Origin of the sequence: Sphingopyxis sp. (genome assembly GCF_019459305.1) — a bacterium.
Taxonomy (GTDB): Bacteria; Pseudomonadota; Alphaproteobacteria; order Sphingomonadales; family Sphingomonadaceae; genus Sphingopyxis.
The window spans coordinates 1-12394 of the sequence record NZ_JAIBES010000045.1 but is presented as its reverse complement, the minus strand read 5'-3'; the positions used below and the strand labels follow the sequence as shown (position 1 = coordinate 12394).

At 63.4% G+C, this 12394-nt stretch carries 12 protein-coding genes; 6 read left to right on the top strand and 6 right to left on the bottom strand.

Going from position 1 to position 12394, the window contains the following annotated elements:
• The first annotated feature begins 1 nt into the window (after position 1).
• From aroC to K0M74_RS04745, 4 genes are all read left to right on the top strand, one after another.
• Entirely contained in the window at positions 2-1078 is a 1077-nt protein-coding gene (aroC, locus tag K0M74_RS04760) for a chorismate synthase (protein ID WP_293968620.1), read from the top strand.
• Positions 1079-1085: 7 nt separating this feature from the next.
• Entirely contained in the window at positions 1086-2876 is a 1791-nt protein-coding gene (locus K0M74_RS04755; protein ID WP_293968618.1) for an SLC13 family permease, read from the top strand.
• Between the two features lie 95 nt (positions 2877-2971).
• A complete protein-coding gene (locus K0M74_RS04750) occupies positions 2972-4207 on the top strand; it encodes a dicarboxylate/amino acid:cation symporter (protein ID WP_088441132.1) in 1236 nt (411 codons plus the stop codon).
• 52 nt (positions 4208-4259) lie between these two features.
• Positions 4260-5576, top strand: a complete 1317-nt coding sequence (locus K0M74_RS04745; RefSeq protein WP_293968613.1) for a dicarboxylate/amino acid:cation symporter — start codon at positions 4260-4262, stop codon at positions 5574-5576.
• Between the two features lie 38 nt (positions 5577-5614).
• Here the strand turns inward: K0M74_RS04745 and K0M74_RS04740 are convergent, their stop codons facing one another.
• On the bottom strand, positions 5615-6544 hold the full coding sequence (locus K0M74_RS04740; protein ID WP_293968611.1) for a hypothetical protein: 930 nt from the start codon (positions 6542-6544) through the stop codon (positions 5615-5617).
• Between the two features lie 171 nt (positions 6545-6715).
• Between K0M74_RS04740 and K0M74_RS04735 the strand changes: the two genes are divergently transcribed.
• Positions 6716-8107, top strand: a complete 1392-nt coding sequence (locus tag K0M74_RS04735; protein WP_293968609.1) for a cytochrome P450 — start codon at positions 6716-6718, stop codon at positions 8105-8107.
• A 37-nt stretch (positions 8108-8144) separates the two neighbouring features.
• Complete coding sequence (locus tag K0M74_RS04730) at positions 8145-8861, top strand: extensin family protein (protein ID WP_293968607.1); 717 nt, start codon at positions 8145-8147, stop codon at positions 8859-8861.
• Here K0M74_RS04730 and K0M74_RS04725 read toward each other — a convergent pair whose 3' ends face one another.
• Genes K0M74_RS04725 through sufC form a run of 5 tightly spaced genes read right to left on the bottom strand, consistent with a single transcriptional unit; the run spans position 8862 to position 12346 of the window.
• Positions 8862-9218 carry an iron-sulfur cluster assembly accessory protein gene (locus tag K0M74_RS04725; RefSeq protein WP_293968605.1) on the bottom strand — a complete coding sequence of 119 codons (357 nt, stop codon included), beginning with the start codon at positions 9216-9218 and terminating at the stop codon, positions 8862-8864.
• Positions 9218-9700, bottom strand: a complete 483-nt coding sequence (locus tag K0M74_RS04720) for an SUF system Fe-S cluster assembly protein (protein ID WP_293968603.1) — start codon at positions 9698-9700, stop codon at positions 9218-9220. Before K0M74_RS04720 ends, K0M74_RS04725 begins: the two co-directional genes overlap by 1 nt.
• Positions 9697-10869 (bottom strand): cysteine desulfurase, encoded by a 1173-nt coding sequence (locus K0M74_RS04715; RefSeq protein WP_293968732.1) that lies wholly within the window; start codon positions 10867-10869, stop codon positions 9697-9699. The genes K0M74_RS04720 and K0M74_RS04715 overlap by 4 nt, the downstream gene beginning before the upstream one ends.
• Before the next feature lie 5 nt (positions 10870-10874).
• Positions 10875-11606 (bottom strand): SufD family Fe-S cluster assembly protein, encoded by a 732-nt coding sequence (locus tag K0M74_RS04710; RefSeq protein WP_293968601.1) that lies wholly within the window; start codon positions 11604-11606, stop codon positions 10875-10877.
• Positions 11603-12346 carry a Fe-S cluster assembly ATPase SufC gene (sufC, locus tag K0M74_RS04705; RefSeq protein WP_293968599.1) on the bottom strand — a complete coding sequence of 248 codons (744 nt, stop codon included), beginning with the start codon at positions 12344-12346 and terminating at the stop codon, positions 11603-11605. The genes K0M74_RS04710 and sufC overlap by 4 nt, the downstream gene beginning before the upstream one ends.
• Positions 12347-12394: the final 48 nt, after the last annotated feature.

Genomic DNA, 12394 nt, shown 5'->3' with positions numbered 1-12394 from the left:
GATGAGTTTCAACAGCTTCGGACGCGTTCTTCGCTTTACCACCTGGGGGGAAAGTCATGGCCCCGCGCTCGGCGCCGTGGTCGATGGCTGCCCGCCGCGGCTGTCGCTGTCCGAAGCCGATATCCAGCCTTTCCTCGACAAGCGCCGCCCCGGCCAGTCGCGCCACACGACGCAGCGGCAGGAACCCGACCAGGTCCGTGTCCTGTCGGGGGTGTTCGAAGGCAAGACGACGGGCACGCCGATCAGCCTGATGATCGACAATGTCGACCAGCGATCGAAAGATTATGGCGACATCGCGCAGGCCTATCGCCCTGGTCACGCCGATTACAGCTATGATGCCAAATATGGCATCCGCGATTATCGTGGCGGCGGCCGGTCGAGCGCGCGCGAGACCGCGGCGCGGGTGGCCGCGGGCGGCGTCGCGCGGCTGGTGATCCCCGAGGTGCAGATCCACGCATGGGTCGCCGAAATCGGCGGCGATGCTATCGACCCTGCCAATTTCGACCTCGAAGAAATTGATCGCAATCCCTTTTTCTGTCCCGATCCCGCGGCGGCACAGCGCTGGGAAGGGCTGATGGACACCGCGCGCAAATCGGGCAGCTCGCTCGGCGCGGTGATCGAATGCGCCGCCAGCGGCGTTCCCGCCGGTTGGGGCGCGCCGATCTATGCCAAGCTCGACAGCGACCTTGCTGCCGCTATGATGGGCATCAACGCGGTCAAGGGCGTCGAAATTGGTGCGGGTTTTCAAGCGGCGCGGCTGCGCGGCGAGGAAAATGCCGACCCGATGCGCCCTGCGACCGACGGCAGCAACCGCCCCGATTTCCTGTCGAACAACGCCGGCGGCATCGCAGGCGGCATTTCGACCGGCCAGCCGGTCGTCGTCCGCGTCGCGTTCAAGCCGACCAGCTCGATCCTGACGCCGGTGCCGACAATCAACAAGGCAGGCGAGGCCGCCGACATCGTCACCAAGGGCCGCCACGATCCGTGCGTCGGCATCCGCGGCGCCCCGGTCGTCGAGGCGATGATGGCGCTTGTGCTGGCCGATCACAAATTGCTTCACCGCGCGCAATGCGGGTGACTGACACATGATTGCGGCCGCTCAGGCCTTCATTGCCGAATATCAGGATGTCATCGGTCTCGCCGTGTTGAGCGTGATGTTCGTCGGCTTCGTCATGGAGCGGTTTCCTGCGACCGTCGTCGCGATCCTTGGCACCTGTACTTTCCTATTCCTCGGCATTTTGTCGGGCAAGGATCTCTTCTCGGTCTTTTCCAATTCGGCGCCCGTGACAATCGGGGCGATGTTCATCCTGTCGGGCGCGCTGCTGCGCACAGGCACGCTCGACGCCATCGCCAGCCGCATCATCGCGCGGGCCCAGTTGCATCCGAAACTGGCACTCGCCGAGATGTTTCTGGGCGTTTATGTCGCCTCGGCGTTCCTGAACAACACGCCCGTCGTCGTCGTGATGATTCCGATCATGCTCAAACTGGCGCAGGCGCTCGGACTGAGTGCAAAACGGCTGCTGATCCCGCTGTCCTATGTCGCGATCCTTGGCGGTACGACCACGCTGATCGGCACGTCGACCAACTTGCTGGTGGCATCGGTTGCCGAGGACGCCGGGCTCAATCGCTTCGGCATTTTCACGATCACCCCCATCGGTCTTGTGGCGGGTGTGGTGGGGGCGTTTGCGATGCTGTTTATCGCGCGCCGTTTCCTGCCCGATGAATCGCCAAGCCAGATCGCGCTCAGCCAGGATCATCGCGCTTTCCTGTCGGAAGTTCGGGTATTGAAGGACGGCAATCTGGTCGGGCGGCGGGTCGGCGACATTCCGCTCGCCAAACGAGCCAACGTCAAGCTCGTCGGCCTCAAGCGCGGCGCCGCGCTGCGACGCACGGGGCTGGTCGACGAAGTGCTGGAGGCGGATGACCGGCTGGTGCTGCGGCTCGAACTCGCCGAGCTGCTGTCGCTGCGTGCTAATAGAAATGTCTCGATCGGTTTGACCGCGGGGCATGACAATGTCGATCAGGAAGACGAGACGATCGTCGAAGCGATGATTGCTCCCAGCCATCCGGCGATCGGGCGGCGGCTGATCGAGATACCCTTCCTGTCGGCGCTGCGCGTCCGCATCCTTGGCATCGCGCGCTTTCGCAAGACGCCCGGCCCCGATCTGCCCAATGCGCGGGTTCAGGCCATCGACCGCGTGCTGGTCACCGGCCCCGCCGACCAGATCGAGCAGATGTATGGCAATCCCCACCTGTACGGCGTGGGTTCGACCACCGAACGCGAGTTTCGGCGCAGCAAGGCGCCGATCGCGATTGGCGCGCTGATCGGTGTGGTGATGCTGGCGACCTTTAACATCATGGATATCGGCGTCGCCGCGATCATCGGCGTTGGGCTGATCCTTGTGACGCGGTGCATCGATGCCGATGAGGCATGGGATTCGATCGACGGCAATGTATTGGTGCTGATCTTTGCCATGTTGGCAGTTGGGCTGGCGCTTGAAAATTCAGGCAGCGTCGCGCTGGTGGTCGCGGAAATGACCCCCTTCCTGCGCGATGTGCCGCCATGGGGTCTGGTGCTTGCGACCTATATCGTGTCGGTCCTGCTGACCGAGATTGTCACCAACAACGCGGTCGCGATCCTCGTCACGCCGCTGGCGATCGCGGTCGCTCGCGACCTGGGTGTTGATCCCTACCCCCTTGTGGTCGCGGTGATGTTCGCGGCGTCGGCCAGCTTCGCGACCCCGATCGGATATCAGACGAACACCCTCGTCTATGCCGCGGGCAATTACCGTTTCGTCGATTTTTTCAAGGCGGGCATTCCGATGACCTTGTGCGTCGGCGCCGCGACAGTGGTTGCGATTTCCTTCCTGATGTAATGCATCGTTGGCGGGCTGGACGTCGGCGCCGATATCGTGAAGGGTGCGCGCAGACAACGGCGGCGGGATCACCGCGGGGCGCGAAAGGGCAGACTATGGGTTGGTGGTTCCGGATTCCTTTGTGGCAGCGCGTGATCGCTGCTTTGATCCTTGGAATCATAACGGGATTTGCGTGGGGGCCGGAAGCTGCCAGCATCAAATGGATCGGCGATTTCTTCATCCGGGCGGTGAAGATGCTGGTGGTTCCGCTGATCTTTTTCTCGCTCGTTTCGGGGGTCGCTGCGATCGGCGACCTGCGCAAACTCGGTAAGGTCGGCGGACGCGCGATGCTGTTGTTCGTCGTTACCGGACAGATCGCGGTGTGGCTGGGGCTGATGCTCGGAAGCTTCGTCCAGCCCGGCATCGGGGTCGACACCAGCGCGATTCAGCGCGGCGCAATTCCCGAACCCAGTGCAACCAGCTGGACCGACATGGTCCTGTCGATCGTTCCCGAAAGTCCGGTTCAGGTGATGGCCGATGTGCAGGTGCTGCCGCTCATCGTGTTTGCCTTGCTGATCGGCATCGGTATCCTGATGGCCAAGGAAGAGGGAACGCCGGTCGCCAAGATATTCGATAGCGGCGCGGTGATCATGCAGAAGGTGACGATGATCGTCATGGAGCTGACGCCATTTGGCGTTTTTGCCCTGATGGCGTGGGTCGCTGGGGTGCTCGGGCTCGACGCGCTGCAATCGCTCGCGAAGCTGGTCGCGCTCAATTACGTCGGTTGCCTGCTGATCATTCTCGTCATGTATTCGGCGATGATCCGGTTTCTGGCCAAAGTGCCGGTGGTCGGCTTCTACCGCGGGATGATCGACGCGATGGCGGTCAGCTATTCGACCGCATCGTCGAACGCGACCTTGCCGGTGACGCTGCGCTGTACCCAGCGCAACCTGGGCGTGTCGCCCAGCGTGTCGAGCTTTGTCGTGTCGCTGGGCGCGACAATCAATATGAACGGCACCGCCATGTACCTTGGGCTTGCCACTCTGTTCGGCGCGCAGATATTCGGGGTCGATCTCAGCTGGGCCGACTATATCATGATTTCAGTTACCGCGACGCTGGGCGCGATTGGCGCCGCTGGGATCCCCGGCGCGGGACTGATCATGATGGCGCTGGTGTTCGGCAGCGTCGGCGTTCCGCTCGAAACGATCGCTTTCGTCGCGGGCGTCGACCGGATCATGGACATGATGCGCACAACCACCAACGTCACCGGCGATGCGGCGGTGGCGGTTACGGTGGCGTCGATGACGGGCGAGCTTAACGTCGAGGAACTGGTTTCGGCGGACGATGTGTGACCGGCGTTAGCGGCCAAATGATCGATGCACTGACAGCAGGCGAAAACCGGCGATGACCGAAACGGCGGCGATCACCCTTGCGGAGCGCGAGGATGCGCGCGCCAAGCGCCTGCAATGGCGGATGCTCTTCGGCTTTGTCGGGGGCCTGCTCGCCGGGCTTGCGGCGCATTATGGCGCTGCCGGGCAGCCTTGGGTGGTAGAGGTCATCTTCTATCTGGGCAAGGTCGGGGATATTTTCCTGCGCTTGCTGTTCATGCTCGTCATCCCGCTCCTGGTCTCCGCACTGATTGTCGGGGTGGCGGAAATGGGCGAGATGCGTGCGCTCAAGACGGTGGGCTTGCGCACGCTGGTTTACACCATCATTGTCTCATCCATCTCGGTTGCGATCAGCCTGTTGGTTGTCAATCTGTTGCAACCGGGCGCGGGCGTCGATCCTGCGCTGGCGCAATCGCTGATCGCCGATGGCGCAGAACGCGCCGGCAGTATCATCCAGTCTAGCCGCGAGGCCAAGGCAGGCGCAGATGCTATCGTGGCGATCGTCCCCAATAATTTCTTCCTGGCGATGACCGAGAATGACGTGATCGCCGTCATGTTCTTCGCGCTGTTCTTCGGCATCGGCCTGATGATGGTGCAGACGCCGCAGACGCAGGCTCTGAAAGCCGCGATCGAAGGCGTGTTCGAAGTGGCGATGAAGCTGATCGGTCTCGTCATCCGGCTCGCGCCGATCGCGATCTTCTGTTTCATGTTCAACCTGGGGGCGCAATTCGGGGTCGATCTGCTCGTCCGCCTATCGGCGTTCGTCGGTGTCGTGCTGCTCGCGCTTGGCATTCAGATGTTCGTCGTGTTCCCGATATTGCTCAAGACGCTGGCCAAGAAGTCGCCCATCGAATTTTTCAAGCAAACGCAGGAGGCCTTTGTCATGGCCTTCTCGACCGCATCGTCGAACGCGACGCTTCCCACCGCGCTGCGCGTAGCGCGCGACAGGTTGCACCTGCCAGACCGCGTCGCGCGCTTCGTGCTGACCATCGGCGCAACGGCGAACCAGAATGGCACCGCGATGTTCGAGGGCGTAACGGTAATCTTCCTCGCGCAATTCTTCGGGATCGACCTGACGCTGCAGCAACAGATCATGGTGATGGCGGTGTGTATTCTGGGCGGGATCGGCACTGCGGGCGTCCCAGCGGGATCGCTGCCCGTGATCGCGTTGATCCTGGCGATGGTGGGCGTGCCGCCGGCCGGGATCGGGCTGGTGCTTGGCGTCGACCGCTTCCTCGACATGTGCCGCACGACGCTCAATGTCATCGGCGATCTGGTCGCCGCGACGGTCGTGTCGGCAGGCGTGAAGGACGAACCGGCGGGAGCGGATTAGGGTCCCGCCGCCTGACCAGGTTCGTTCCCGATCGATTATTAATCCGGGCGAATGTTTCTCTCACGATTGCCGCGGCTCGGTCGTTCCGCCCTTTCCTGGCGAAGCGCAGGTGCTGGCGCGCTACGCACAGCAGGCGCTGATTGCACTGTGGGTGCCTGACGGACGGTCGGTGCCGGGCGCTCGGCGCGCGGGACGCGGCCCGGCATGGCCGACCTGGCGGGCCGTTCACTTCTTGGCGTGCGCCTAATTTCGGCGCCGGTGCGCGGCGTTGAAAACACCTCGCCGGGTTCGGTCGCTGGCATGTTGCGGATCGGACGCGGACGTCCTGCGCTTCCGTCGGCTTGCGGAACCGGGCGAGGGCGAGCGGTCCCCCAATCGGGACGACCGGGGCGTGCGGGATTGGTCGTGACGGGCGGTTTGCCGGTCGCGCCGTCGCCGCGCCCGCGACCCGGCCGCGTGCCGCGCGGGCCGTCGTTGTCGCGATCCCCGCGGCTCCACCCGCCGGGCCTGCCGGGACGCCCATCGCCCGGACGCTCGTCGCCATCGGCGCGGTTCCAGCCACCGGGCCGCCCCGGCTGACCATGGCCGCGGCTGCCATGGTATTTCCACCAGGCGCGGCGGCCGCCCCAATAATTCAGATACTGGTCGCGCAGCGGGTAGCGGTTGCGATAGCGGTCGAACATCCACGTGCCATAGCCGGGATAATAATAATCGTCGTACCAGCCTCCGCCGAACCCGATGTTGACGAAACCGCCGCCATAATCCGACGCGTCGTAACAATCATAGCCGTAGCCATCGTCATAGGCGTAGCCGTCATAATCGTAGTAAGCGTTGCCATAGCGTGCGGCGCAGTCGCCGCCCGACGCATAGCTCGCGCCATAGACGCCGCCGCTGTAACAGCCGCCGAGCGTCGTTGTCGCGATCGCCCCCAGCGCGAGCGAGAGGGGGCGCGTGTAGTTGATCGGCATGAGCCATTCCTTCGTCGGGTCCGGGCGGACCAGTCATCTTGGCGGCCAAACTGCGCGAGTCGAGTTGAATTTGCGGTGAATAGTGCTCCAGCAGGCCTCAGGCGTTACTTGCATCAGTGTCAGTAGTCCGTTACGCATAGCGACTAAGCAGCACCGCAGAGGATGGATCCGATGAACGCGCCGACCAAGATCAAATGGCCCGAAGCCCGTTTTGGCCCCGAAACGCAGCATTGGCTGCCGCGCAACCCCGACCAGGCGCTCGACCATATTCCCGGCGAGGATGGCTATCCGGTCATCGGCAACACGCTCGAACAGCTGAGCGATTATCGCGGCTTCACCACGCGTATGGTCGCCAAATATGGCCGGGTCTATCGCAACAACAGCTTTGGCGGGCGCAGCGTTGCGCTCCATGGTCCCGAGGCGAACGAGCTCGTCATGTTCGACCGCGAGAAGATATTCTCGTCCGAACAGGGCTGGGGGCCGGTGCTCAACCTGCTGTTCCCGCGCGGGCTGATGCTGATGGATTTTGAGAAGCATCGTGCCGATCGCAAGACTTTGTCAGTGGCGTTCAAGCCCGAACCGATGCGCCATTATGCCGAATCGCTGAACGAAGGGGTCAAGGATCGCGTTGCGTCGTGGAGCGGCAAGACCTTCCAATTTTACGCAGCGATCAAGAAACTGACGCTCGACCTGGCCGCGACCAGCTTCCTCGGCATTCCCTTTGGTCCCGAAGCGGACAAGGTGAACAAGGCCTTTGTCGACATGGTGCAAGCATCGATCGGCGTCGTCCGCGTGCCGATGCCTTTCACCGCAATGGGTCGCGGCGCCAAAGGCCGCGCCTATCTGGTCGAATATTTCGGGCGCATGGTCCCCGAGCGTCGCGAGGGGACGGGCGAGGATATTTTCAGCCAGATCTGCCGTGCTCGCGACGATAACGGCGACTATATGAGCGCCGAGGCGATCGTCGATCATATGAACTTCCTGATGATGGCGGCGCACGACACGATCACCAGCTCGATCACCTCGATGGTGTGGATGCTCGCCAAGCATCCCGAATGGCAGGACAAGCTGCGCGAAGAAATGCTCGCGGTGTCGCCGGCGGGCGAGGGCGTCGGCCACAACAGCCTGGGCGAGCTGGAAATGACCGAATGGGCATTTAAGGAAGCGCTACGGCTGGTCCCCCCGGTGCCGAGCTTCCCGCGCCGCGCGCTCAAGGATTTCGAATATGGCGGTTATCGCATTCCCGCCGGGACGTCGGTCGGCGTCAGCCCCGCCTACACCCACATGATGGAAGAGCATTGGCCCGAGCCCGAAAAGTTCGACCCGATGCGCTTTTCGCCCGAAGTCGCGCGCGAGCGGCATAAATATGCGTGGGTGCCGTTCGGCGGCGGCGCGCATATGTGTCTTGGGCTGCATTTCGCTTACATGCAGGCGAAGATCTTTTTCCATCACGTCATCACCACGCACCGGATCGTGGTCGCGCCGGGCTATGAACCGAAATGGCAGGTGCTGCCGATCCCGCGTCCGAAGGACGGCCTGATGGTGACATTCGCGCCGCTCTGAGCTTGCACAGGGCGGCGCTGCACCCCATTGGAATGGGGTGAAAAGCGCTCGTCCCTATCTGATCTGGTTTATCCTCGCCGTGTTGCTCGCGCTCGGCGCTATCCGTGGCGTGCAATGGGTGCGTGACCATCCCGAACATATGCCGAATGCGCGCTTTGAACTCGCGCATCCGCAAGGGTGGGCGACGCAGCGCAAGCTGGTCGGGTTCGTCGGCGACGACACCGCATGCTTCGCCGCGCTTGATCGTGCGGACGCCGGGTATGAACGGCGTCCCGTGGTCGGCTCCGGCGCCTGCCGCGCGAGCCAGCGTATGGTGCTGACCGGCAACCGCTTCGTGCCGACGATGCGCCCAGCCAATGCCGCACCCGGCTGCGCGGTCACCGTTGCCATGGCGCTATGGAATCGGGACGTCATTCAACCGCTGGCGCAGAAACATTTCGGGCAGAAGGTCGTCACGCTCGAAAATCTGGGCAGCTACAACTGTCGGAGCATCCGCGGTGGACAGACGCGGAGCCAGCATTCCACCGCCAATGCGATCGATATTTCGGCGTTCGTCCTCGCCGATGGGACGCGTATTTCGCTGATTAACGACTGGGATGACGCCGACGTGCGCCGCGAATTCTTGCACGAAGTCCGCGACGGATCATGCGACCTGTTCAGCACGGTCCTGTCACCCGACTACAACGCGGCCCATGCCGACCATTTCCATTTCGACATGGCGGAGCGGACGGCGGGATGGACCGTCTGCCGCTGATTAAACAGTGAAGCTCTCGCCGCAGCCGCAGGCGCCCTTGGCGTTCGGATTTTCAAACACGAAGCCGGCGGCGAAGTCATCCTCGACCCAGTCCATGACGCTGCCGATCAAATAGAGGACCGAGGCACCATCGATGTACAAGACGCCGCCGGGCGTTTCGATCTTTTCATCGAACTTCTGCTCTTCGGTGACATAATCGACCGAGTAAGCGAGCCCCGAACAGCCGCGGCGCGGGGTCGACAGCTTGACCCCCACCGCGCCTTCGGGTGCTGCCGCCATTAGTGCAGCGACGCGCGCCTCGGCGTTGGGGGTCAGCGTAACCGCGGCGGGGCGGGTGCGGGTTTTGGTTTCGGTCATCACAACATTCCCAGCTCTAACCGTGCTTCGTCGGTCATGTTCGCGGGGGACCATGGCGGATCCCAGACGAGGTTCACTTCGGCATCGCCGACGCCGGGCACTGCACCAACACGCAGCTCGACCTCGGCGGGCATGGATTCGGCGACCGGGCAGTGCGGGGTGGTCAGCGTCATCGTGACAACGGCATGGCCCTCGTCGATCTCGACATTGTAGATCAGGCCAAGATCATAGATGTTCACCGGGATTTCAGGGTCGTAAATATCCTTGAGCGCATTGACGACGGCCTCATACAGATCGCCGCCGACAGCGTGCGGATCGACCGCCGCGGGCTTGGCCGCAAGGAACCCCTCAAGATAGTCCCGCTTGCGCTCCAGCTTTTCGGGCGCGGTTTCGACATCGGCAACGCGCGCCTTCGGCGGTGCCTCGACGCTCGTCACTTCCTCGACCCGAATCCCGGTCTCACTCATGCGGTCCTCACTCATCCGAAAATCCTCTCGACGCGCAACAGGCCATCGATCAGCGCCGCCACATCGTCATCATTGCTGTACACACCAAAACTCGCGCGCGCGGTCGCGGCTACCCCGAGGTGCTCCATCAGCGGCTGGGCGCAATGGTGCCCGGCGCGGATCGCGACCCCGCTTTCATCCAAGATAGTGCCGATGTCGTGCGGATGCACCCCCGCCATCGAAAAGCTGACGATACCGGCGCTGTTTTCCGGGCCGAACAAGGTGATGCTGTTCCGCCGTGCCAGTGCTTCGCGCAACGTGCCGACCAGCTTGCATTCATGCGCGTGGATCGCATCGACGCCGATGGCGTCGACATAATCGACCGCCGCCGCGAGCCCGATTGCCTCGATAATCGCGGGCGTGCCCGCCTCGAATCGCATCGGCGCGGGTGCATAGGTGGTGCGTTCGAAGGTCACCCGGTCGATCATCGACCCGCCGCCCTGCCACGGCGGCATCGTATCGAGCTTGTCGCTCCACAGCGCGCCGATGCCAGTGGGGCCGTAGAGCTTGTGGCCCGAAAAAACAAAATAGTCGCAGCCGAGCGCGGCGACATCGACGGGCAGCCGCGGCACCGCCTGACAGCCGTCGATCAGCAATTCGGCGCCAACGCGGTGCGCCAGTTCGGCGGCGCGTGCGACGTCGAGCGGGCTGCCGAGCACGTTCGACACATGCGCGAAGGCGACCAACCTGTGTTCGGGGGTCAGCAGCTTCTCGGCGGCATCGAGGTCGATACAGCCATCGGCGGTCAGCGGGCACACATCGACCTGCCAGCCGGCCAGCTGCCACGGCACGATATTGCTGTGATGTTCGAGCATCGAGAGCAGCACGCGGCCCTTCCGGGGGTGAGAATAGGCGACCAGGTTGATCGCCTCGGTCGCGCCGCGCACAAATACGACCTGATCTTCCCTCGCGCCGATAAAGCCCGCGATCCGCCGCCGGGCCGCTTCATAGGCAAGCGTCATATCGGCCGAGCGGGCGTAAACGCCGCGGTGGACGGTCGCATAGTCGCGGCCCATCGCGTTGACGATGGCGTCGATAACTGCCTGTGGCTTTTGCGCGGTGGCGGCCGTGTCGAGATAGTGCCAGCCCGGCTTGAGGCCGGGGAAGTCAGCCCGTACGTCGGGGAAAGTACGGAGGGCGGTCACGGTGTTCACACCAGCTCTCCCAGCTTCGCCAGCGCCAGTTCCTGCAACCGCGCTTCATCCTCGGCGCCATCGAACACGCTCGCGACAAATGCCTGCAACATCAACTTTTTCGCCTCGCCCGGCGGAATCCCGCGCGATTGCAGATAATAGAGCGCCATTGCGTCCAGTTCGCCGATCGCGCAGCCATGCGCGCATTTCACATCGTCGGCGTAAATCTCCAGCTCGGGCTTGGTATTGGCGGTCGCGCTGCGATTGAGCAGCATCGCCTTCACATCCTGCGCGCTGTCGGTTTGCTGCGCATCGCGTGCGACCGCGACCTTGCCGAGATAGGTGCCGATCGCGGTGCCGCCCAGGACCGAGCGTACGACCTGCCGCGACGTCGCGCCCGGCTCGGCGTGGGTCACCGTGGTGATGATCTCGAGATTCTGGTCGCCGCCACCGATCTGCGCCGCGCCGAGGGTGAAGTCGGCGTCTTCATGCAGCGTGACCGCGAGTTCGATGCGCCCATAAGCGCCGCCGATGTTGAGCACATGCAGCGAAGCCAATGCGCCCTTGCCGAGCACCAGATCGATCTGGCGGATACCGCCTTCATCCTGCACAATCGCGCGGCGGAAATCGCCGCCAGCAGGCACGATGATGCTCTCGGGCGCGGGCAGCGGCCAAGCCGCGGTGACCCCGTCGATGTCGCTGTAACGCCACGCTTCGTCGCGGCGCGTGGGGAGGGTGGCAGTGGTCAAGCTGCGATCTCCGCATAACCATGCGCTTCCAGCTCGCGCGCCAGATCCGGCCCGCCTGATCTCACAATCCGTCCCGCGGCCAACACATGGACAAAATCGGGCTGCACATAATCGAGCAGGCGCTGATAATGGGTGATCAGCAGCACCGCCTTGTCGGGGCGCCGCATGATGCTATTGATCCCGTCGCCAACGGTGCGCAGCGCGTCGATGTCGAGGCCCGAGTCCGTCTCGTCAAGGATCGCGAGTTTCGGGTCGATGATCCCCATCTGCACCATTTCGTTGCGCTTCTTTTCGCCGCCCGAAAAGCCGACGTTCACCGGGCGTTTGAGCATGTCCATGTCCATTTTGAGCAGCGCGGCTTTTTCGCGCGCGACCTTCAGGAACTCACCGCCCGACAGCGGCTCTTCGCCGCGCGCCCGGCGCTGCGCATTCAGGGCTTCGCGCAGGAACTGCACATTCGACACGCCGGGGATTTCGACCGGATATTGGAAGCCCAGGAATAGCCCCGCGGCGGCGCGCTCATGCGGTTCCATCTCGAGCAGGTCGGCGCCGTCGAAGATTGCCGACCCGTCGGTCACTTCATAACCCGGACGCCCGCCCAGCACATAGGACAAGGTCGATTTGCCCGCGCCGTTAGGTCCCATGATCGCATGGATTTCGCCCGCATTGATGCTCAGTGACAGACCTTTCAGGATCGGTTTGTCGGCGACGGTGGCGTGCAGGTTTTCAATCGTCAGCATGTCAGACTTTCAGGCAGAATGGAGCAACGCGGCGGGGGGGGGGGGGCG